The sequence below is a fragment of the Baekduia sp. genome, assembly GCF_035685985.1.
GTDB lineage: Bacteria > Actinomycetota > Thermoleophilia > Solirubrobacterales > Solirubrobacteraceae > Baekduia.
The window spans coordinates 1-20,550 of the sequence record NZ_DASRZV010000029.1 but is presented as its reverse complement, the minus strand read 5'-3'; the positions used below and the strand labels follow the sequence as shown (position 1 = coordinate 20,550).

19 protein-coding genes are annotated in these 20,550 nt (G+C 74.4%); 9 read left to right on the top strand and 10 right to left on the bottom strand.

Translation table 11 applies throughout. From position 1 onward, the window contains the following. The first annotated feature begins 1 nt into the window (after position 1). The 4 genes from VFG42_RS19375 to VFG42_RS19360 all read left to right on the top strand — a co-directional run bounded on the left by VFG42_RS19375 (position 2) and on the right by VFG42_RS19360 (position 5,876). On the top strand, positions 2-622 hold the full coding sequence (locus VFG42_RS19375) for an ImmA/IrrE family metallo-endopeptidase (RefSeq protein WP_324910431.1): 621 nt from the start codon (positions 2-4) through the stop codon (positions 620-622). Then, positions 619-1,764, top strand: a complete 1,146-nt coding sequence (locus tag VFG42_RS19370) for an exonuclease SbcCD subunit D (RefSeq protein ID WP_324910430.1) — start codon at positions 619-621, stop codon at positions 1,762-1,764. The genes VFG42_RS19375 and VFG42_RS19370 overlap by 4 nt, the downstream gene beginning before the upstream one ends. Next, positions 1,761-4,445 carry an SMC family ATPase gene (locus VFG42_RS19365; protein WP_324910429.1) on the top strand — a complete coding sequence of 895 codons (2,685 nt, stop codon included), beginning with the start codon at positions 1,761-1,763 and terminating at the stop codon, positions 4,443-4,445. The genes VFG42_RS19370 and VFG42_RS19365 overlap by 4 nt, the downstream gene beginning before the upstream one ends. 93 nt (positions 4,446-4,538) lie before the next feature. Next, positions 4,539-5,876 carry an HDOD domain-containing protein gene (locus VFG42_RS19360; RefSeq protein ID WP_324910428.1) on the top strand — a complete coding sequence of 446 codons (1,338 nt, stop codon included), beginning with the start codon at positions 4,539-4,541 and terminating at the stop codon, positions 5,874-5,876. Between the two features lie 130 nt (positions 5,877-6,006). Here the strand turns inward: VFG42_RS19360 and VFG42_RS19355 are convergent, their stop codons facing one another. Then, positions 6,007-6,222, bottom strand: coding sequence for a helix-turn-helix transcriptional regulator (locus VFG42_RS19355; protein WP_324910426.1), 216 nt, complete (start codon positions 6,220-6,222; stop codon positions 6,007-6,009). A gap of 62 nt (positions 6,223-6,284) precedes the next feature. Here VFG42_RS19355 and VFG42_RS19350 point away from each other — a divergent pair, with 62 nt between their 5' ends. Both VFG42_RS19350 and VFG42_RS19345 read left to right on the top strand, forming a co-directional pair. Beyond that, positions 6,285-6,536 carry a hypothetical protein gene (locus VFG42_RS19350; protein ID WP_324910425.1) on the top strand — a complete coding sequence of 84 codons (252 nt, stop codon included), beginning with the start codon at positions 6,285-6,287 and terminating at the stop codon, positions 6,534-6,536. 199 nt (positions 6,537-6,735) lie between these two features. Next, positions 6,736-7,932, top strand: a complete 1,197-nt coding sequence (locus VFG42_RS19345; RefSeq protein WP_324910424.1) for a helix-turn-helix domain-containing protein — start codon at positions 6,736-6,738, stop codon at positions 7,930-7,932. Here VFG42_RS19345 and VFG42_RS19340 read toward each other — a convergent pair. The 6 genes from VFG42_RS19340 to obgE all read right to left on the bottom strand — a co-directional run bounded on the left by VFG42_RS19340 (position 7,929) and on the right by obgE (position 13,709). Continuing rightward, complete coding sequence (locus VFG42_RS19340; protein ID WP_324910423.1) at positions 7,929-8,705, bottom strand: SGNH/GDSL hydrolase family protein; 777 nt, start codon at positions 8,703-8,705, stop codon at positions 7,929-7,931. The two genes, VFG42_RS19345 and VFG42_RS19340, sit on opposite strands and share 4 nt — an antisense overlap. A gap of 155 nt (positions 8,706-8,860) precedes the next feature. Beyond that, positions 8,861-9,280: a ribosome silencing factor gene (gene rsfS, locus VFG42_RS19335; RefSeq protein WP_324910422.1), complete on the bottom strand. Its 420-nt coding sequence runs from the start codon at positions 9,278-9,280 to the stop codon at positions 8,861-8,863. 20 nt (positions 9,281-9,300) lie between these two features. Then, positions 9,301-9,936 carry a nicotinate-nucleotide adenylyltransferase gene (gene nadD / locus VFG42_RS19330; RefSeq protein WP_324910421.1) on the bottom strand — a complete coding sequence of 212 codons (636 nt, stop codon included), beginning with the start codon at positions 9,934-9,936 and terminating at the stop codon, positions 9,301-9,303. Positions 9,937-9,940: 4 nt separating this feature from the next. Continuing rightward, complete coding sequence (locus VFG42_RS19325) at positions 9,941-11,188, bottom strand: glutamate-5-semialdehyde dehydrogenase (protein WP_324910420.1); 1,248 nt, start codon at positions 11,186-11,188, stop codon at positions 9,941-9,943. A gap of 62 nt (positions 11,189-11,250) precedes the next feature. After that, positions 11,251-12,354: a glutamate 5-kinase gene (gene proB, locus VFG42_RS19320; RefSeq protein ID WP_324910419.1), complete on the bottom strand. Its 1,104-nt coding sequence runs from the start codon at positions 12,352-12,354 to the stop codon at positions 11,251-11,253. A 17-nt stretch (positions 12,355-12,371) separates the two neighbouring features. Beyond that, entirely contained in the window at positions 12,372-13,709 is a 1,338-nt protein-coding gene (obgE, locus tag VFG42_RS19315; protein WP_324910418.1) for a GTPase ObgE, read from the bottom strand. Between the two features lie 36 nt (positions 13,710-13,745). Between obgE and VFG42_RS19310 the strand changes: the two genes are divergently transcribed. Continuing rightward, positions 13,746-14,438 carry an SDR family oxidoreductase gene (locus tag VFG42_RS19310; RefSeq protein ID WP_324910417.1) on the top strand — a complete coding sequence of 231 codons (693 nt, stop codon included), beginning with the start codon at positions 13,746-13,748 and terminating at the stop codon, positions 14,436-14,438. On the opposite strand, the gene VFG42_RS19305 is transcribed toward VFG42_RS19310, so the two are convergent. Continuing rightward, positions 14,435-15,010: a TetR/AcrR family transcriptional regulator gene (locus VFG42_RS19305; RefSeq protein WP_324910416.1), complete on the bottom strand. Its 576-nt coding sequence runs from the start codon at positions 15,008-15,010 to the stop codon at positions 14,435-14,437. The genes VFG42_RS19310 and VFG42_RS19305 overlap by 4 nt on opposite strands. A gap of 82 nt (positions 15,011-15,092) precedes the next feature. On the opposite strand from VFG42_RS19305, the gene VFG42_RS19300 reads away from it, so the two are divergent. Continuing rightward, positions 15,093-16,646: an MFS transporter gene (locus VFG42_RS19300; protein ID WP_324910415.1), complete on the top strand. Its 1,554-nt coding sequence runs from the start codon at positions 15,093-15,095 to the stop codon at positions 16,644-16,646. A 45-nt stretch (positions 16,647-16,691) separates the two neighbouring features. Here the strand turns inward: VFG42_RS19300 and VFG42_RS19295 are convergent, their stop codons facing one another. Both VFG42_RS19295 and VFG42_RS19290 read right to left on the bottom strand, forming a co-directional pair. Further along, positions 16,692-16,976: a TfoX/Sxy family DNA transformation protein gene (locus tag VFG42_RS19295; protein ID WP_324910414.1), complete on the bottom strand. Its 285-nt coding sequence runs from the start codon at positions 16,974-16,976 to the stop codon at positions 16,692-16,694. An 11-nt stretch (positions 16,977-16,987) separates the two neighbouring features. Continuing rightward, on the bottom strand, positions 16,988-18,454 hold the full coding sequence (locus tag VFG42_RS19290) for an MFS transporter (protein ID WP_324910413.1): 1,467 nt from the start codon (positions 18,452-18,454) through the stop codon (positions 16,988-16,990). Positions 18,455-18,666: 212 nt separating this feature from the next. On the opposite strand from VFG42_RS19290, the gene VFG42_RS19285 reads away from it, so the two are divergent. Next, entirely contained in the window at positions 18,667-20,493 is a 1,827-nt protein-coding gene (locus VFG42_RS19285; RefSeq protein ID WP_324910412.1) for a methyl-accepting chemotaxis protein, read from the top strand. Positions 20,494-20,550 lie beyond the last annotated feature (57 nt).

Below are 20,550 nucleotides of genomic sequence, written 5' to 3'. Positions count from 1 at the left end.
GATGGCGATCCGCAAGCCCGATCCCCGCCAGGCGGCGCTGGCGCTGCTGCGCGACTTCGAGTCCCGCTTCGACCCCGGCACGCTGCCGCCGGTCCCGGTCGAGCGCATCGCCGAGTCGCACCTCGGCCTGCTGGTCGAGGAGGTCGACGACGTCCGCGCGCTGCCCGGCGCGCCGACCGACCAGGGCCGCCTCTCCGGCCTGCTGGACCCGGCGACCAAGACGATCTGGCTGGACCGCCGCGAGGCCGCGCGCAGCCCGGGCCGGCGCCGCTTCACGATCGCCCACGAGATCGCGCACTGGGTCCTGCACGTGCCCGCGACGACCGGCGCACGGCACGAGCCCGGCTGCCGGGCGGGCGAGGTCGCCGAGGACGACGAGGGCACGGCCCGCGCGCGCGGGCGCCGCCGGCTGGAGTCCGAGGCCAACGCGTTCGCCCGCGAGCTGCTGATGCCCGAGGTGCTCGTCGTCGCCCAGGCGTCGGAGACCGGGCGCAACCTGCCGATGCTCGCGGAGCGCTTCGACGTCTCGGTCCCCGCGCTGCGGCTGCGGCTCCTGACGCTCGGGCTGCTGCCGCCGTGGATGGCGGCCGCGCCGGTCGTGGACGATGATGCCGGGCGATGAGGGTCGTCCACCTCTCCGACACCCACCTCGGCTTCCGCCAGCTCAACCGCGTCGACGAGGCCGGGCGCAACGTCCGCGAGCAGGACGTCGCGCGCGCGTTCACGGCGGCGATCGACCGCGCGATCGCGCTGGCGCCCGCCGCGGTGATCCACTCCGGCGACCTCTTCGACTCCCACCACCCGTCGGCCGCCGCGCTGGGCACCGCGCTCGACGGCCTCGCCCGGCTGCGCGCGGCGCGCATCCCCATCATCTTGATCGCCGGCAACCACGAGACCCCGCGCGCGACCGCCGCCGAGCACATCTTCGGCGTCCTGGAGCGCTTCGGCGAGGGCGTCCACGCGATCCACGCCGCGCCGGAGACCGTGCGTGTCGGTGGCCTCGCCGTCCACGGCATCCCCTATGACAACGACCTGGCGCGGATGGCCGACGCGATCCGCGCCGCGCGGCCGGACACGGACGCCGAGGCCTCGGTGCTCGTCGCGCACGTCGGCCTGGCCGGGCTGGGCGGCGTGGTCGGACCCGAGGCGTCGCTGGCCATCTCCGGCGAGGCGCTGGCGGGCGCGCACGGCTTCTCCTACGTCGCGCTCGGCCACCTGCACAAGTTCGCGCCGGTCGCCGACAACGCGGCCTACGCCGGGTCGACCGAGCGCCTGTCGTGGGCCGACGACGCGCCGGTCAAGGGCCTGGTCGAGGTCGACCTCGCGCGCGCTCCGACCGACCGCGAATACCTGCGGCGCCACGCGGTGCCCGCGCGGGCGCAGCTCGAGCTGGAGCCCGTGGACGCGTCGGAGGTCGACGACCTCACCGCGGCGATCGTCGCGCGCGCGGAGGACGTCGGCGTGGATGCGCTGCGCGGCGCGATCGCCCGCCTCTGGGTGCGCAACGTGACCGCCGCGGACTGGAACGCGGTCGACCACGCCGCGATCGCCGCCGCCTACGCCGCGTGCCTGCACTTCGAGCGGCGGGCCGAGCCGCGCGGGTCGCTGGCCGGCGCGCGCGCCGCCGACGCGGTGGCGGTCCCGGCGCTGCGCGAGTTCCTGCTGCGCTGGCCGGGCGCGCAGGCGCGCGGCGTCGACCCGGAGGACTTCGTGGCGCGTGCCGAGGGCTTCGTCGCGCTGGCCGACGAGGAGCTGGCCACGTGAGGCTGCTGGGGCTGCGCGTTCAGCACTTCCGGTCCTTCGCGACGCTCGACGTCGATCTCAACGTGGATGGGTTGATCGCCGTCGTCGGGCCCAACGGCGCGGGCAAGACCACGTTGTTCGACGCGATCGAGTGGGGGCTGTACGGCGGCGCGCGCGGGCGCGGCGCGCTGCCCGCCCGGCGCGACGGCGCGCCCGAGGACGAGGACACCTGGGTCGCGGTGGAGTTCGAGGTCGGCGGCCGCGCCTATCGCGCGCACCGGGTCGACGGCAAGGACGCGACGCTGACCGACCTCGGCGCCGACGAGGAGCCGATCGTCCGCGGGCGCGAGCCGGTCAGCCGCCAGGTCGCGATCCTGCTCGGGCTCACGCGCGACATGTTCCGCGCGACGTTCTACGCGCGCCAGCGCGAGGTCCAGGCCTTGGAGTCCGACAACGACCGCCGGCGCGCGCAGGTCGAGCTGCTGCTGGGGATCGAGCGTCTGCGCCGCGCCGCCGCCCACGCGGCGACCGCCGCGCGCGAGCAGCGCTTGTTGGTGGAGTCGTTGGAGGCCGAGGCCCCGGACGTCCCGGCCCTGAAGCAGGAGGCCGACCGGATCGAGCGCGCCGCGCGGGAGGCCGCGCCGGTCGTCCAGGAGGCCGAGGCGGCGCTGACCGCGGCGCGGGAGCGGCGCGACGCGGCGCGCGACGCCCTCGACGCGCTGCGCGCCGCCGAGGCCCAGGACGCGGCGCGCCGCGGGCGGGCCGAGGCCGCCGCCGCGGAGGCCGCGCGCCAGGCGGCGGCGTTCGAGACGCTCGCCGCGCAGGCCGCCGAGGCCGAGGCGGCGACCGCCCAGCTGTCCGAGCTGGAGCCGGTCGCGGCGCGCGCCGGCGAGCTGGCCGCGCTGGAGCGGCGGCTCGACGCCCAGCGGGCCGAGAGCGAGCGCGCCCAGGCGCTGCGCGCCGCGCAGGACGAGGCGCTGCGGCGGGCCGCCCAGCTCGCCGACCGCGCCGCCGCGCTGGGCGAGGATCCGGCCGCCGCGCTGGAGGCGGCGCGCGAGCGCGGCGACGCGATCGACGCCGAGCTGGACGGGTTGGACGGCACGCTGGAGGAGGTCGCGCGCACGCGGACGCTCGCCGAGCGGCGGGTCGCGGTCCTGCGCGCGGCGATCGAGCGCGGCGCGCGGGCGGCGACGATCGACGGCGAGCTGGCCGCGCTGGGCGACGCGGAGGCCGCGGCCGAGGCCGCCGACCAGGCGCTGCACGCCCAGCGCGCGCGCCGCGACCAGCTCGCCGAGGCGATCCGCCACGACGCCGAGCACCGCGACGCGGTCCTGGCCGGCGACCGCGAGGCACGCTGCCCCACCTGTCGGCGTCCGTTCTCCGCGGACGAGCGCGACGAGGTGCTGGCCCGCTACGAGGCGGACCTGGCGGCGGCGAAGCAGCGGCTCAAGGAGCTGGACGCCGAGCTGGTGACGGGCCGCGCGCTGGCGGGCGAGACGCGGCGGCGCGCGCAGCGCGTCCGCCACCTGGAGGCCGACCGCCGCGCGCTGGGCGACGACGTCCCCGGCGCCGAGGAGCTGACCGCCCAGCGCGAGGAGCGCGCGGCGCTGGACGAGCAGCTGACCCAGCTGGTCTTCCACGAGGGCCGGGCGCGCGACCGCCGCGCCGAGCTGCAGGCCGAGCGCGGCGCGCTGCGCGCGGAGGCGACCCGGTTGCAGGAGGCCGCGGCCCAGCAGGCGGCCTACGTCGCCGAGCGCGCGGCCGCCGAGCGCGAGGCGCGACGGCTGGCCACGCAGCGCGCCGAGCTGGGCGTCGACGACTTCGACCCCGACGCGCTCGCGCGCGTCCGCGAGGAGCTGGCGCGGGCCAACGCGGCGCGCCACCAGGCGGCGGCGCTGCGGGCCCGCGCCGACGGCGCGCCGCTGCTGGCGCGCCGGCGCGACGAGCAGCAGCGGGTGCGCGCCGACGCCGAGGCGGCGGCGCGGCGCCTGCGGGCGGCGGCCGAGGCCGACGGCGTCGCGCCGGAGGCCGTGAGCGCGGCCGAGGCCGAGCGGGCCGGCGCCGACGCGGCGGTCGACGCCGCGACCGCCGCGCTGATCGAGGCCAACCGCGTGGCGTCGGCGGAGTCCGAGGCGGTCGCGGCCGCGCGACGGCGGCTGCAGGACGGCCGGCGGCTGACCGCGCGGCTGCGCGAGCAGCGCCGCGAGCTGCGCGTCCGCCAGGAGGTCGCCGACGCGCTGGCGGCTTACCGCGAGGAGGCGTCCCGCGCGGCCCGGCCGACGCTGGAGCACGAGACCGCGCTGCTGCTGGCCCAGACGACGCGCGGCCGCTACGGCGGCGTGGCGCTGACCGCCGACTACCAGCTGGAGCTGGTCGACGAGGGCCGCCTGCATCCGCTGCGGCGCTTCTCCGGCGGCGAGCAGGACCTGGCGGGCCTCTGCCTGCGGCTGGCGCTGTCGCGCACGCTGGCCCGCCAGCGCGGCGCCGAGACCGGCTTCATCCTGCTCGACGAGGTCTTCGGCAGCCAGGACCTCGACCGCCGGCGCACCCTGCTGGAGCAGCTCCACGCGATCGCCGACTCCGAGTTCCGCCAGGTCTTCGTGATCTCCCACACCGACGACGTCGTCCAGCACTGCGACCTGACGATCGACGTCGCGCGCGGCCCGGACGCCGTCAGCGCCGTGTCCGGGCCGCACCGCTGAACACCCGTCCGCCCGCGAGCGCCTTCGCGCCCAAAGGCCGTGCAAACCGACCGGAGGTGTCAACCATCGGACGTTCCGGCCGAGCATCAGGCCGTGAGCAGTCCGTCGACCACCATCGGCGCCGTCGCGTTGCCCAAGATCGACCAGGCCATCGCCGAGCTCGGCGAGCTGCCCGTCCTCGATCGCAGCCTTCTGCGCGTCCGCGAGCTCTCCGACGATCCGGAGGCGTCCACCCACGAGCTGGTCGAGGCGCTTCAGAGCGACGCGTCGCTGGCCGCCAACCTGCTGGTCTTCGCCAACTCGGCCGCCAACGCGCACCCGGTGCGCGCGTCGTCGATCCACCAGGCCGTGATGCTGATCGGCCGCCGGTCGGTCGGCCGGATCGCGCTGGAGGCCCAGGTCTGCACGTTCTTCGAGCAGGCGCCCGGCAGCGGCGGGATCGCGCGCGGGCAGCTGCACGTCCACGCGGTGCAGGTCGGCGCGTGCGCCGCGGAGCTGGCGCGCCGCGCCGGGACCGACGCCGGCGCCGCGCACCTCGCCGGGCTGCTGCACGACCTCGGCAAGCTCGTGCTGCCCGTGGCGTTCGGCGCGTCCGCCGTGGACGAGATCGCCGGCGCGACCCCGGCCGGCCCACAGCGGCCGGACGCCGAGCGCGAGGCCTTCGGCGTGGACCACGCGCTGGCGGGCGCGCGCTTCGCCACCTCGGCCGGGCTGCCGGGGGAGATCGTCGACGCGATCGCCGCCCACCACGGCGCGGGGCCGGACCACTCGCCGGTCGCCCGCTGCGTGCAGGTCGCCAACGCGATGGTCGCGCTGATCGGCGGCCACCCCGCCGACCACGAGCTGCTGCAGGCCGGCCTCGTCGAGCTCGGCCTGACGATGGAGGACATCGACCAGGTCGCGACCACCGCGCTGCCGACCGCGGTCGCCGAGGCCGCCCAGCCGTCGAGCCTCGCCGAGCAGGTGTCGCGCCTGGAGCGCGAGGCCCGCACCGACGAGCTGACCGACCTCCTGAACCGCCGCTACTGGTCGCTGGCCGCGCGCGAGCAGCTCTCCGCGCGGGGCGCGAGCGTCCTCATCTGCGACGTCGACCACTTCAAGCGCATCAACGACTTCCACGGCCACCACACCGGCGACTTCGTCCTGTCGGAGATCGGCCGGATCCTCAGCGCCAACGGCCTCGCCGGCCGCCTCGGCGGCGACGAGTTCGCGGTGATCACCGCCGAGCCCGACCCGGACCGCGAGGTCGCCGAGCGCATCCTGGCCGCCGTCAACTCGGCGTTCGCCGACCCGGCGCTGCAGGTCAGCGTCTCGATCGGGTCCGCGACCGCGCTCGAGCCCGGCGCCGACCTCAGCGAGCTGTTGCGCCGCGCCGACGAGGCGCTGTACTCGGCCAAGGGCGCCGGGCGCGGCGTCCAGCGCGCGGCCTGACGCGCCGGGCCCGACGGGCGGCCTGACGCGCCGCGAGGCGTCCGAACGCCGGCCCGCGCTCGGACGCCACCCCGCGCATCCCTCCGGTCGCCTCCACCGCACGGCGGCGGCACGCCCGACGCCCGCGCGGTCACGAGATCCCTCGGAGCAGCTCCGACGGAGTCGACTGGAGCGCCCGCGCGACGCGGGTGAGCGTCCGGATCGACGGATCGACCTCGCCGCGCTCGATGCGGCTGTACTGGCTCTGGTCCATCGACGCCTCGGCGGCGACCGCCTCCTGGGACAGCCCCAGCTCCGCCCGTCTCCGGCGCAAATTAGTGGTGAAGGTTCTGAGCGGGTCAAGCACCGTCGCGACCCTGTTGCCGGTCGTCAGTTCGCGCCACGTCAGATATGACGTAGGGTCGAGGCGTGATCGATGAGATTGCGTACCGCGCGGCGATGCACCCCGCGCGGCTTCCGATCCTGTTGGCGTGCTCGGTCGCGCCGCGGGCATTGGACGACCTCGGCCTGTCAGAGGCCGAGGCGCGGCGACATCTGGCCGTGCTCGAGGAAGCCGGCCTGTTGACCCGTGACGACGACGACCAGTTCGTCGCCCGAGCGGATTGGCGGCCGCTGAACGACGTCCTCGAGGCGATCATCGCCAGCGGTCCGGTCGACTGAGACCGGGGCCGCTCCGTGGAGGTCCCGCCGGCCCGTCCCGGCGGGACACCGCATCCTCGATTCTGCTGGGCCTCCGACGTCACCCGAACAGGTTGACACGAACAAGTGTTCGTGTCCACGTCAGATCGAACATAGGTTCGCAAAGAGCGCGCGAACCCGATCGCTTGCCTTCCGGAGCGGCGCGCTGCGAGAGTGCCCCATGGCGTCCGACGTCCGGTCCACCCCGCGCCCCTGGCACGCGCTGCCGGACGACCTCGGCGCGCTGGTCAGCGCCGCGATCCCGGGCATCGCCGACGAGCTGGTCGAGGTCCTCGGCCCCGCGATCCCGGTCTACCGGACGCTCGACGGGCCGTTCGGGCGCGACGTCGTCCAGGCCGTCGCCGACGCGCTGCACGACTTCGCCGCGGTCATCCAGCACCGCCCGCCGACGCCCGACCGCGCGCTCTACGTCGCGGTCGGCGAGCGCTGGCTGCGCTCCGGCCACTCGCTCGACGACCTCCAGTCCGGCTACCACGTCGGCGCGCGCGTGGTCTGGCGGCGGATCGCCGCGGTGGCCACCGGCGCCGACGCCACCGCGGCGACCGTCGCCGTCCTGGCCGACGCGCTGTTCGCCTACCTCGACGAGATCGCCGCGCTCACCGTCGAGGGCTTCGTCGCCGCCCAGGCCGCCGCCGCGGGCGAGGTCGAGCGCCGCCGCGCCCGCCTGCTCGCGCTGCTGGTCGCCACGCCCGCGCCCGACCGCACCGTGCTGGAGCGCGCCGCGCTGGAGGCCGGCTGGCCGCTGCCGCGGCGGGTGGCGGCGATCGCGCTCGGCGACCCGGAGGAGCTGCGCGCCCACCGCCTGCCCGCCGACGTCCTGGCCGGCACTGCCGACGGCTGCGCCTGCCTGGTCGTCGCCGACCCGGACGGCCCGGGCCGGACGCGCGAGCTGGCCGCCGCGCTGCGCGGCGTCACCGCCGCGATGGGCCCGCCGGTGGCCGTCGAGCACGCCGCCCGCTCCTGGGCCCGCGCCCGTGCGCTGCGCCGCCTGGTGGCCGGCGGCGGGCAGGCCGCCGACGGCCTGCACCACGCCGACGACCACCTGCTGGAGCTGCTGCTGGCCGAGGACCCGTCGCTGGTCGACGACCTCGCCGGGCTGCGCCTCGCGCCGCTCGCCGCGCTCACGCCCTCCGCGCGGAGCCGCCTGGAGCAGACGCTGCTGGCCTACCTGCGCCACCGCGGCAACGGCCCGCGGATGGCCGCCGACCTCCACGTCCACCCGCAGACCGTCCGCTATCGCCTCGCGCGCCTGCGCGAGCTGCTCGGCCCGGCGCTGGACGACCCCGAGGCCCGCTTCGAGCTCGAGGTCGTCCTGCGCGCCCGGGCCGCCCGCGGCGCGGGCGCCGACGCGCCCTAGCCGATCACCTGCCGCACCAGCGCCTCGTAGCCCGACTTGTGGCCCGTGCGGTTGGGGTGGTAGCTGTCGCTGATCGGGTTGGAGAGGCCGTTCAGCCACTCGCTCGACGAGCAGACCGCGTGGCCGGTGAACGACGGGATCGCGTCCTTGAACGTGAAGCCGTAGGCCGCCGCGCGCGCCGCCGTCACGCTCTTGAGCAGGTCGGCCGTCGCGTTGAGCTTGGTCATCTCGTCGGTCGAGAAGAACGTGCCCGCGTTGCAGTCCACGCCCATGAACAGGCGCGGGTAGCCGAGGACGACGACGGTCGCGTTGGGCGCCCGCGTCTTGATCTGCGAGTACACGCTGTTGAGCTGGCCCGGCAGCGTGTTGGAGATGTAGTTGTTGGCGTTGGTGATGTCGCTGTTGCACGACACCAGCGGCAGCGCGCACTGCGTGATGACGTTCGAGAAGCCCGCGTCGTTGCCGCCGATCGTGATCGTCACGATGTTGGTGGACGTGCTCAGCGACTGGACCTGGTTGTTGAGGACGTCGGTCGTCTTGGCCCCGCTGCAGGCCACGAACGTCAGGTTCGTGTTGGGCCGGTCGGCCTTGATCAGCGCCGGGTAGGCGTAGGGGCCGCGGTTGCAGCCGGAGTTCAGCGAGTAGTCGCGCGTTCCGGTGCCCGCCGAGTAGCTGTCGCCGAGCGCGACGTAGTTGTCCGCGACCGCCGAGGCGGTGACCAGGCCGCCCAGCGCGCAGACCAGCATGACGGCTCCCGTGAGCCGCCGCAGCATGTGCCGCATGTTCTCTCCTCCTGAAATGGACCGGGCCGCGGGACCGCGACCCGATCGGCGAGCCTACGCACGCGCCGGTGTGAGTTCTTGACCGGCGCGCCGCGATTCAGGAGCGAGAACTTGTCGGGCGCGTCACAAACGACGTCCCGCGCGTCTCAGCGTTGCGGAACTTCGAGCAGGTCGACGTCGAGGCGCGGCACGTCGCCCCACAGCTGCTCGAGCCGGTAGAACTCGCGCACCTCGGGGACGAAGACGTGGACGACCACGTCGAAGTAGTCCATCAGGATCCACCGCGACTCGCCGACGCCCTCGACGCGCCGCGGGAGCTGGCCGTGGTCCTTCTTCAGCCCCTCGTGGATCGCGTCGTGGATCGCCTTGGTCTGGCGGTCGGTGTTGCCGGAGCAGATGACGAAGAAGTCCGTGTAGGACGAGACGCCCCGCAGGTCGATCACCTGCAGGTCGATCGCCTTCTTGTCGGCGGCGTAGGACGCCGCGAGCTGGGCGAGCCGCTCGGGCGTGATCTCTTCGTCGTTGTGCTGGTGGTCGGTCATCGGGACGGTGCTGCTGCTGGGCAAGACGAGCGCTTCCTCTCGTGTCATGCGGATGTTGGGCTCCCCACCGGGCTCTGGTAGAGCCCGTGCTGCGCGATGTACTCGGCCACCCGATCGGGGACCAGGTACGTGATCGGCCGGCCCGCGGCCACCCGCCGCCGAACCAGCGAGGACGAGAAGTCGATGCGCGGAAGGTCGAAGAAGTCGACCCGCTGGACGGCGCCGGGGATCGTCGCCAGCCGCTCCAGGATATCGGTCCGGCGCGCGCCTTCGCGCTCGGCGACCGCCAAGCGCGCCAGGGCCACGATCTCGGCGGGGCGATGCCACGTGGGAAGGCTTGCGGCCATGTCGCCTCCCACGATGAACGTCAGCTCCGAATCCGGATGCGTCGCATGCAGTGCGCGGAGCGTATCGACGGTGTAGGACGGTCCCCCGCGGCGGATCTCCAGGTCGCAGGCCGAGAAGCGCTCGTCGCCGTCGATCGCGGCGGCGACCATCGCCAGCCGCGCCTCCGCGCCCGGGTCGACGTGGACCTCCTTGTGCGGCGGCGCGGCCACCGGCATGAAGAGGACCTCGTCGAGCCCGACCTGGTCGTAGGCCTCCTGGGCGATCAGCAGATGCCCGAGGTGCGGCGGGTTGAAGGTGCCGCCGAGGATGCCCAGGCGGCGGACCGGCGGCACGGCGTCAGGAGCGGACGTGCCCGTCACCCCGGACGACGTACTTGAACGAGCACAGCTCGCGCAGGCCGATCGGCCCGCGCGCGTGGAGCTTCTGGGTGGAGTTGCCGATCTCGGCGCCGAACCCGAACTCGCCGCCGTCGGTGAAGCGCGTCGAGGCGTTGACGTAGACGCAGGCCGCGTCGACGCCCAGCTCGAAGGCGCGGGCGGAGGCGTAGCGGCCGGTGACGATCGCCTCGGAGTGGCCCGAGCCGTGCCGGTTGACGTGGTCGATGGCCTCCTCGACCGAGCCGACGACGCCGACCGCGAGCGTCAGCGCCAGGAACTCGGTGTCCCAGTCCTCATCGCCGGCGGCGAGCACCGCGTCGTCGAGGCGTCGCACGCGCTCGTCGCCGCGCAGCTCGACGCCGGCGTTGCGCAGCGCGCGCAGCGCGTCGGGCAGGAACGCGTCCGCGACGTCCTCGTGCACCAGCAGCGTCTCCGCCGCGTTGCACACGCCGGGCCGCTGGGTCTTGGCGTTGATGATGATGTCGCGCGCCATCGCGAGGTCGGCGTCGGCGTCGACGTAGACGTGGCAGTTGCCCGACGCGGCGAAGATCATGGGGACGGTCGCCACCTCGGTCAGCGCCCGCTTCAGCCCCTCGCCCCCGCGCGGGATGATGAGGTCGACGAGGTCGTCCTGGGTGGCGAGGTCCTTCAGCTCCTCGCGGCCGCCGCCGGCGACGAGGCCGACGGAGCCGGGGACCGGCGCGTTGTCCGCCGCGATCGACGCCAGCACCGCGTTGGAGTGCGTCGCCGACGACGACCCGCGCAGCACGATGGCGTTGCCCGACTTCAGGCACAGCGCCGCCGCGTCGATCGTCACGTTCGGCCGCGCCTCGTAGACGACCGCGACGACGCCCAGCGGCGTCCGCGTCTTGGCGACGTCCAGCCCGTTGGGCAGCCGGAAGCCGTCGATGACCTCGCCCACGGGATCCGGCAGCGCGGCGATGTCGCGCACCTGCTGGGCGATCGCGGCGACCCGCGCCTCGTCCAGCAGCAGCCGGTCCAGCAGCGCGTCGCTCAGCCCCGCCTCCCGGCCCGCCTCCAGATCCCGCGCGTTGGCCTCCAGGATCTCCGGCGTCCTGGCGACCAGCGCGTCGGCGATCGCCAGCAGCGCCGCGTCCTTCTCGGCCGTCGGCAACGCGGCCAACCGGCGCGACGCGGCCTTGGCGGCGCGGCAGACGTCGGTCACGGAAGGGGTGGCGATGGCCATGGCCGAAGGGTACCGGCCGCCTCCGCGCTCTACGACCCCGACCCCAAGTGGCCGAGCACCCCCTACGCCAGGACGAAGTAGTCCCGGTGCACGGCCTCCTCGGCCGCGTGCGGCAGGACCTCGCGGACCTCGGCCGACTGCAGGCCCCGCACGCGGCGCAGCTCGGCCGCCGAGAGGTTCGCGATGCCCTTGCCGAGCAGGCGGTCGTCGGGCGCGGAGTGGATCGTCACGGCGTCGCCGGCGGCGAAGTCGCCGGACACGCCGGTCACGCCGACGGGCAGCAGCGAGGTCCCGCCCTCGCGCAGCGCGCGGGCGGCGCCGACGTCGACGGTCACCGTCCCGTGCGCGGGCTTGGCGTAGCGCAGCCAGAGCTTGAAGGAGGAGATGCCGAGGTCGCGGGCGGGGAAGTGCGTGCCCTCGTCGACCGCTCCGTCGAGCACGCGCGGCAGCGCGCCGGGGCGCAGGCCGTTGACGATCGCCGCGGGGATGCCCGCGGCGGTCGACATCTCGGCCGCGACGACCTTCGAGCGCATGCCGCCACTGCCCAGCGCGCTCGTCGACTCGCCGATTCGCGCCCGCGACGCGAGCTCCTCGAAGTCGGTGATCTCCCGGACGATCTCGGCGTCCGGGTCGGTTCTCGGGTCCGCGGTGTAGACGCCGTCGACCCCGGTCAGCAGCACCAGGCGGTCGGCCTCGACGAGGATCGCGACCTGCGCGGCGAGGAAGTCGTTGTCGCCGAACGTGATCTCGTCGGTCGCGGTCGTGTCGTTCTCGTTGACGATCGGGACGACGCCCCAGTCCAGCAGCCGCCGCAGCGCCTGCCGCGCGTTGAGGTAGTGCGTGCGGTGCGAGAGGTCGAAGAACGTCAGCAGCACCTGCGCGGCCGTGACGCCGCGAGCGGCGAGCAGCTCGTCGTAGAACCGGAACAGCCGGCCCTGGCCGATGGCGGACGCCGCCTGGAGGTCGTCGATGGCCGACGGCCGCCCCGCGATCCCCATCGTGTCGAGCCCGCGGACGATCGCGCCCGACGACACCACCACGACGTCGTCGCCCGCGCGGCGACGCGCGGCGACCTCCGCGCAGATCGCTTCCAGGACCTCGGCCCGCAGCGCCCCGTCGTCGGACGCGGTGATGCCGGACCCCAGCTTGATGACGTAGCGGGCCATAGGGACGGCCCGGAAGCCTACGAGGGATCCAGCTCGAACACGACGCCGCCGATCGCCACATCGTCCCCTGGCTCGAACCCATGCTCCTCCAGGGCGCGGATCACGCCCATGCGGTGCAGGCGCCGCTCGACGTGGGCGAGCGCGTCCAGGTTCTCCAGGTCGTGCCGGGCGATCAGCCGGTCCACGCCCTCGCCGACGACCTGCCAGACGCCGTCGCCGTCGCGCGCGATCTCGAACTCGGCGCGGCGCCGGCGCGGCTGCGGGCGGAACGTGCGGTGCTCGTCGAGGTCCTCGGCGCCCTCCAGCGGCGGCGCCTCCTCGACCACCGGGACGCGCCGGAACAGCTCGGTGCGCAGCTCGTCCAGGCCCAGCCCGGTCGCCGACGACGTGATCAGCACCGGCGTCACGTCGGCCGGCTCCTCCCACGCCTCGCGCGGCGGGGCCTGCGCGGCGAAGCGCTCGCGCCAGACCTCGGCGGCCAGCTCGGCCTCCTCGTCGGAGACCAGGTCGGCCTTGCTCAGCGCGAGGATCCGCGGCAGCGACGCCAGCCGCTCGTCGTACTCGGCCAGCTCGCGCTCGATCGTCGCCCAGTTCTCCTCCGGCGACGAGCCGTCCAGCGGAGCGAGATCCAGCACATGGACGAGCAGCCGCGTGCGCTCCACGTGCGCGAGGAAGTCGTGGCCCAGGCCGGCGCCGCCGGCGGCGCCCTCGATCAGCCCGGGGATGTCGGCCAGCACGAGCTGGCGGTCGTCGCCGTCCAGCGTGCCCAGCACGGGCTCCAGCGTCGTGAACGGGTAGTTGGCGACCTTCGGCGCGGCGCGTGTCATCCGGCCCAACATGGAGGACTTGCCCGCGTTGGGCAGGCCGACCAGCCCGACGTCGGCCAGCAGCTTCAGGCGCAGGTCCAGCCAGTCCTCGGAGCCCTCCAGCCCGCGCTCGGCGAACCGCGGCGCCTGGCGCGTGGAGCCCGCGAACTTCTTGTTGCCCTTGCCGCCGGAGCCGCCGTGCGCGACGACCGCGCGCGTCCCCGGCACGACGAGGTCCCAGGTCTCCCCCGTGTCCTCCGACGTCACCTGCGTGCCCGGCGGCACGCGGACGACGAGGTCGTCGCCGTCGGCGCCGTGGCGCAGCGCGCCCTCGCCGTGACGGCCGCGGTCGGCCTTGTAGTGGGCCTTGCGCTTGAAGGTCTGCAGGTCGCGCAGCGAGTCGTCGCAGAGCAGCACGACGTCGCCGCCGTGCCCTCCGTCCCCGCCGTCGGGCCCGCCCTTGGGCACATGGGCCTCACGTCGGAACGACATGCAGCCGTTCCCGCCACCGCCCGCCTGGACGTAGATGCGCGCCTTGTCGTACAGCATGTTCGGCCAATACGGTAGTCGGGAAGGAGCGCAGACATGGCCGACGACCCCGTCTTCCTCATCACCGGCGCCTCCAGCGGGATCGGCGCCGCCACCGCGCGGGCCGCGGCGGCCGCCGGGCACCGGCTCGTCCTGGCGGCCCGGTCGACCGACCGGCTCGAGGCGCTGGCCGCCGAGTTGGGTGGCCCGGAGCGCGCGCTGGCCGTCGCCACCGACGTCACCGAGTGGGACGACAACGTGGCGGTCGTCGCCGCCGCGACCGAGACCTTCGGCCGCCTCGACGTCGTGTTCGCCAACGCCGGCTTCGGCGCCGCGCGCGGCTGGCTGAGCGAGACGCCGGAGCACTGGCGCGCGATGGTCCTGACCAACGTCCTGGGCGCCGCCTACACCGTGCGCGCCGCGCTGCCCGCGCTGAAGGAGACCAAGGGCCACATCTTGATCACCGGCAGCGTCGCCGGCCGCCGCGGCGTGGCCGGCTCGCTCTACAGCGCGACGAAGTGGGCGGTGACCGGCATGGGCGAGGCGATCCGCCAGGACGTCAACGACACCGGCATCCGCACCACCGTGATCGAGCCCGGCGGCGTCGAGACCCCGTTCTTCGACCAGCCCAACCCGGAGGGGCGGCTGCGGCCCGAGGACATCGCCAACGCCGTCATGTACGCCATCTCGCAGCCGCCGCACGTGGACGTCAACGAGATCCTGGTGCGCCCGACGGCGCAGGCGAACTAGGACTCGACCATCGTCCGCAGCGCCGCGGCGAGGTCCTTCGCCGTCGGCGCCTGGGCCGGGTCGATGAGCATCTGCCCCATCAACCCGATCAGGATCGCCTGCAGGAACGCGCCGACCCGCAGCCGCGCCGGGTCGGTCACCTCCTCACCCTCCGCCGCGCGCCCGAACCACAGCTCCGACAGCCCGGTGTGGGCGAGCCCCTGGACCCCGGCGAAGAACGCGCGGACCTCCTCGGCGTGGTCCAACTGCGACAGCGACTCGAAGGTCGCCGACCACAGCGGGCGGTGGTCGGCGTAGAGCGCGATCACGCGCTCCCAGATCTGCTCGAAGCGCTCGAACGGGTCGGCGGCGGGCGGCGCGGTGGCGACGAGGCGATCGAGCGCCTCGCCGAAGTCCTCGGTCGCGCTCATCAGCGCCTGGTTGAGCAGCGCCTCCTTGGACCCGTAGTGGTAGCCGATCGAGGCGAGGTTGGTCCCGGACGCGGCGACGATGTCGCGCGCGGTCGTGCGGGCGTAGCCCTTCTCGTAGAGGCAGCGCTTGGCGCCGTCCAGGAGGTCGTCCTTGTGGCCCATGTCGTGGTGACGATCCTAGCGCGACGATCCATTCATACGTACGTTCTATACAAACGTATGAATCTCGTGTACGGTGCCCGGCATGGAAGTTCAGACCCCTCTCCCCTCCGCCCGCGCCGGTCGCGCGGAATGGCTCGGCCTCGGCGTCCTGATGCTCGCCGTGTTGTTGGTGTCGATGGACGTGACGATCCTCTACTTCGCCGCGCCCTACGTCAGCGCCGACCTCGAGCCCACCGGCACCCAGCAGCTGTGGATGCTCGACGTGTACGGGTTCGTCCTGGCCGGGCTGTTGATCACGATGGGCTCGCTGGCCGACCGGACCGGCCGGCGCCGCGTGCTGCTGCTCGGCGCGGCGCTGTTCGGCTGCGCGAGCGCCGCGGCCTCCTTCGCGCAGACCGCCGACCAGCTGATCGCCTGCCGCGCCGTGATGGGCATCGGCGGCGCGACGCTGATGCCGTCGTCGCTGGCGCTGCTGCGCAACCTGTTCGTCGACGACGCCCAGCGGCGCAAGGCCGTGGCGATCTGGACCGGCGTCGTCAGCGGCGGCGCCGCGCTCGGACCGCTGCTCGGCGGCCTGTTGTTGGAGCACTTCTCGTGGGGCTCGGTGTTCCTCGTCAACGCCCCCGTGATGGTGGCCCTGGTCGTCGCCGCGCCGCTGCTGCTGCCCGAGTCCAAGGACCCCGGCGCGGGCCGCTTCGACCTCGCGAGCGCCGCCCTGTCGCTCGCGGCGATCCTGCCGTTCGTGTACGGGCTGCAGCGCGCGGCGGTCGACGGCCTCGCCGCGCTGCCGGTGGTGGCGATGGCGATCGGCGCCGCCGTCGGCGTCGCGTTCGTCCGCCGCCAGCGCGCGCTCGAGGACCCGATGATCGACCTGTCGCTCTTCCGCGACGTCCGGTTCAGCGGGGCCCTGAGCGTCAACCTGATGGCCATGCTCGGGCTCGTGGGCTTCGCGCTGTTCACGACCCAGTACCTGCAGTCGGTGCTCGGCTACGGGCCGCTGGAGGCCGCGCTGCTGACGCTGCCCGCTCCGTTGTCGGTCGGCTTCGTGGCGCCGCTGGCGATGTGGGCGTCGACCCGCGTCCGCCCGGCCGCGGTGGTCGCCGCCGCGTTCGTGCTCGCGGCGACCGGCTACGCGATCCTCACCCAGACCGACGGGTTGTGGGTGGCCTTGATCGGCACGGTCATCACGACCATGGGCCTGGCCGGCGCGATGACGCTGCTGACCGACCTGATCCTCGCCGCCGCGCCGCCCTCGCGCGCGGGCGCCGCGTCCGCGGTGGCCGAGACCGGCCAGGAGCTGGGCGGCGCGCTGGGCGTCGCGCTGCTGGGGTCGCTCGGGACCGCGGTCTACCGCGGCGACCTGGGCTCCGGCGTCCCCCGCGCCGCGCACGACACGCTCGGCGGCGCGGTGGCGATCGGCGACCACGCCTTGTTGGTCGCCGCGCGCACGGCGTTCACGCACGGCCTGCAGGTCGCCGCGCTGGGCGCGGGCGTCGTCATGGCGCTGGCGGCGACCGTCGCCTGGGTCACGCTGCGCGGCGTGCCGGCGCACGCGCACGCCGAGGCTGCGGCCGAGGCCGGCGCCGGCGCCGGCGAGCCCCAGCGTCCCGGCCTCTCCGCGGCCCATGTCGCCTGATGGTGAGCTGATCACCACGAGACGACACGCACCCCCGGGCGGCGGCTAGGCCAGCGCCGCCGCTGCCGCTGCCGCGAGCTTCGCTCGCGCGGCGGCGGCCAGCGCGTCGCGGTCGTCGGCGGAGATCCGCATCCAGGGGACGCCGCGGACGGCGCCTTCGAGGGCCAGCAGCGACGAGAGGCAGTCGTGGCCACCCGCGGCGTGCATGCGCACCCAGGCCTCGTCGGCGCCCAACGCGCGCAAGGACTCCAGGTCGGTCACGCCGATCGCGCGCAGGTCGTGGGCCAATGCCGGGCCGATGTTGACCGCGTCCTCCAACCGCTCCCGCATTGTGCGGAAGGTTACGCGGTCTCGCGCTTGGCGGCCATCGCCCGGCGGGGCGACGTGATCCGCCACAGCAGCGTCGCGCTGAGGATCGCGCCGACCGCCGCGAACCCGGCGCCGACCAGGAACGCCGCGCGGAAGCCCTCGGTCAGCGCGGCGGCCGGACCGTGGCTGCCGAGCGCGTCGGCGGTCTTCTGGGTGGCGATCGTCGCCAGCAGCGCGAGGCCGATCGAGCCGCCGACCTGGCGGAACGTGTTGACCAGGCCGGAGGCCAGGCCCGCCTCGGAGCCCTTGACGCCCGCGGTCGCCGCGATCGTCACCGGCACGAACGAGAACCCGATGCCGCCCGCCGTGATGACCGACGGGACGAGCACCTCGGCCCAGTAGCTGCCGTCGGCCGACACGCGGCTCAGGCCGGCCATGCCGAGCGCGATCAGCACCATGCCGCCCGCGAGCACCGCGCCCGCGCCGAGCTTCCCGGTCAGGCGGCTGGCCAGCTGCGAGGTGACGACGATCGTCGCGGTCATCGGCAGGAACGACAGCCCCGCCTCGATCGGGTCGTCGCCCAGCACCTGCTGCAGGTAGAGCGACAGGAAGTACCACATGGCGAACGCCGCGGCGCCCATGCAGAAGACCACCAGGTTGGCCGCGGTCACCGTCCGGTTGCGGAAGATCCGCAGCGGGACCAGCGGCTGATCGGCCAGCGCGCCCTCCATGAACGCGAACGTCGCCAGCAGCGCCAGGCCGAGCGCGAGCGTGACCAGCGTGCGGCCCGAGCCCCAGCCGTGGACGTCGGTCTCGACGATGCCGTAGGTGAGGACCACGAGGCCGGCGGTCACCGTGAGCGCGCCGGCGAGGTCGAACGAGCGCCGTGCCGCGCCGTCGCGCTTGGTCCGCGGCACGACCGCGAGCGCGCCGAGCGCGACCGCGATCCCGATCGGGACGTTGATGAGCAGGATCCACCGCCAGCTCAGCGTCTGGGTGAGGATGCCGCCGAGCAGGGCGCCGGTGGCGCCGCCGACGCCGCCCATCGCGCCCCAGAGCCCGAGCGCGCGGTTGCGCTCGCGGCCCTCGGTGAAGGTGGTGGTGAGGATGCTCAGCGTCGCGGGCGCGACGACCGCGCCGCCGAGGCCCTGCGCGGCGCGCGCGGCGATCAGCTGGCCGTCGCTCTGGGCGATGCCGCCGAGCAGCGACGCGAAGCCGAAGAGCAGCAGCCCGCCCGCGAAGACCTCGCGGCGCCCGAGCAGGTCGGCGGCCCGACCGCCGAGCAGCAGGAAGCCGCCGAAGGCCAACGTGTAGGCGTTGACCACCCACTGCAGGCCGGTGGCGGAGAAGTCGAGGTCGGCGCGGATCGACGGGAGCGCGACGTTCACGATCGAGACGTCGAGGATCACCATGAACTGCGCCAGGCAGCACAGGACGAGCGTGAGCGTCTTGGCGCGGGCGGCGGTGGCGTCGGAGGGAGAGGCGGAGGCGGGGGTCACTCCCGTCCATTGTTGCAAACGCAATTATCGCCTCGGCGCCGCCTTGCTCGCGCGCGGAACACGCCGCGCGCGTCAGACACATGTTCGCCCGTGCCAACCGCATCCCTCGACCGGGGGATCTTGTTGAGGAACTTCTCCATCCGAGGGCGGCTTGGCCGATCTCTGCAGCCTAGGTGCGGGCTCGCCGCACCCGCCTTCCCCAGGAGCCCTCCATGCGTCTTTCCATTCGTTCCAAGCTGTTCGCCGCCTTCGGGGCGGTGCTCGCGTTGTTGGTGGTCGTGGCCGTCGTCGGCCTGACCGGCGCGTCGAGCGTCAACTCGTCGGCCACGACGATCGCCAGAGGCGATCTGCCCTCGGTCGACGCGATCGACCACCTCCAGACCGACGTGCAGGCCTACCGCCGCTACGAGATCGCGTTGGCCGCGACGTCGGATCCCGCGATCCGCGACAGCTACCTCTCCAAGCTCGCCAAGCGCGGCGCGACCCTCACGCGGGACTTCGCGGACTACCGCAAGCTGCTGCGCGACAGCGCCGACCGCCGCTACTACGACGAGGTCGACACCCAGTGGGCGGCCTACACGAAGACGACCGCGTCGGTCCCCGCGCTGGCCAAGGCGGGCCGGATCGAGCGCCTCAAGGCGGTCCTCCTCGGGGCCGACGTCCGCAAGTCCTTCGACGCCCTCGACGCGCACGTGGCCGAGTGGAGCGCCTACAACACCAAGATCGCCGAAGGCGACGTCCGCAAGGCCGCCTCCTCCTACCGCACCGTCCGCACGACCATGATCATCGTGTCGGTCCTGGCCCTGCTGCTGGGCTTCGGGGTCGCGTGGCTGCTGGCGCGCTCGATCGTCTCCCGGGTCGGCCGCATCGCCAAGGCCGCCGAGGGCATCGCCCAGGGCGACGTGCAGCAGGACGTCACCGACAGCTCCGGCGACGAGCTCGGCACGACCGCCCGCTCGTTCGGCGAGATGGTGGACTACCTCAAGGACATGGCCGGCGCGGCGAGCCGCGTGGCCGAGGGCGACCTGACCGTCGAGATCCAGGCGCGCTCGGAGCGCGACGTGCTCGGCAACGCGCTGTCGCAGATGACCGCGGGCCTGCGCGACATGATCTCCAACGTCGCGGGCGCGTCGTCGACGATGAGCACCGCGTCCGAGCAGATGGCGAGCACCTCCGAGGAGACCGGCCGCGCGGTCAGCGAGATCGCCCAGGCCGTCTCCGAGGTCGCCGCCGGCTCCGAGCGCCAGGTCCGGTCGGTCGAGTCCACGAAGGCGAGCGTCGAGCAGCTGTCGGCGTCGGCGTCGGCGTCCGCGCAGGCCGCGCGGGACGCCCAGGGCGAGGCGGCCGACGCGGGCCGCGTCGCCACGGAGGGCGCCGCGTCGGTCGCGCAGGCGACCGAGATGATGGCCGAGGTCACCGGCTCGGCCCAGCAGGCCAGCGACGCGATCCGCGCCCTCGGGGCCAAGAGCGAGCAGATCGGCGGGATCGTCGACACGATCACGACGATCGCCGAGCAGACCAACCTGTTGGCCTTGAACGCGGCGATCGAGGCCGCCCGCGCCGGCGAGCAGGGCCGCGGCTTCGCGGTCGTCGCCGACGAGGTCCGCAAGCTCGCCGAGGAGTCCCAGCAGGCGGCCGCCTCGATCTCCACGCTCATCGCCGAGATCCAGTCCGAGACCGCCAACACGGTCACGGTCGTCGAGAGCGGCGCGACCCGCACCGCCGAGGGCGCCCAGACCGTCCACGCGGCGCGCGAGGCGTTCGAGCGCATCACCGAGCGCGTGACGTCGATGAACGACCGCATCGGCCAGGTCGCCGACACCGCCGCCGAGATCGCCCAGGCGTCCAACGCCATCACCCAGGACATCGGCGAGGTCGCCTCGATCGCCGAGCAATCCTCCGCCTCCAGCGAAGAGGTCTCCGCCAGCACCGAGCAGACCAGCGCCTCCGCCCAGGAGATCGCCGCCTCCGCGCAGGAGCTGGCCGGCACCGCGGGCCACCTGGCCGAGCTGGTCAGCCGCTTCCAGCTGACGCGCTGAGGCGGCCGGGCCGCCCCTCGGGCCGCGGCCGGCGGTGGTGCGCGCGAACGCCGCGCA

Bases quoted from the DNA above. Each gene is read 5' to 3' on its own strand.
- VFG42_RS19310 (WP_324910417.1), top strand. From the start codon at position 13,746: ATGGCCGACGACCCCGTCTTCCTCATCACCGGCGCCTCCAGCGGGATC.
- VFG42_RS19285 (WP_324910412.1), top strand. From the start codon at position 18,667: ATGCGTCTTTCCATTCGTTCCAAGCTGTTCGCCGCCTTCGGGGCGGTG.
- VFG42_RS19300 (WP_324910415.1), top strand. From the start codon at position 15,093: ATGGAAGTTCAGACCCCTCTCCCCTCCGCCCGCGCCGGTCGCGCGGAA.
- VFG42_RS19325 (WP_324910420.1), bottom strand. From the start codon at position 11,188: ATGGCCATCGCCACCCCTTCCGTGACCGACGTCTGCCGCGCCGCCAAG.
- VFG42_RS19375 (WP_324910431.1), top strand. From the start codon at position 2: ATGGCGATCCGCAAGCCCGATCCCCGCCAGGCGGCGCTGGCGCTGCTG.
- VFG42_RS19345 (WP_324910424.1), top strand. From the start codon at position 6,736: ATGGCGTCCGACGTCCGGTCCACCCCGCGCCCCTGGCACGCGCTGCCG.
- VFG42_RS19370 (WP_324910430.1), top strand. From the start codon at position 619: ATGAGGGTCGTCCACCTCTCCGACACCCACCTCGGCTTCCGCCAGCTC.
- VFG42_RS19340 (WP_324910423.1), bottom strand. From the start codon at position 8,705: ATGCTGCGGCGGCTCACGGGAGCCGTCATGCTGGTCTGCGCGCTGGGC.
- proB (WP_324910419.1), bottom strand. From the start codon at position 12,354: ATGGCCCGCTACGTCATCAAGCTGGGGTCCGGCATCACCGCGTCCGAC.
- obgE (WP_324910418.1), bottom strand. From the start codon at position 13,709: ATGCTGTACGACAAGGCGCGCATCTACGTCCAGGCGGGCGGTGGCGGG.
- VFG42_RS19305 (WP_324910416.1), bottom strand. From the start codon at position 15,010: ATGGGCCACAAGGACGACCTCCTGGACGGCGCCAAGCGCTGCCTCTAC.
- VFG42_RS19295 (WP_324910414.1), bottom strand. From the start codon at position 16,976: ATGCGGGAGCGGTTGGAGGACGCGGTCAACATCGGCCCGGCATTGGCC.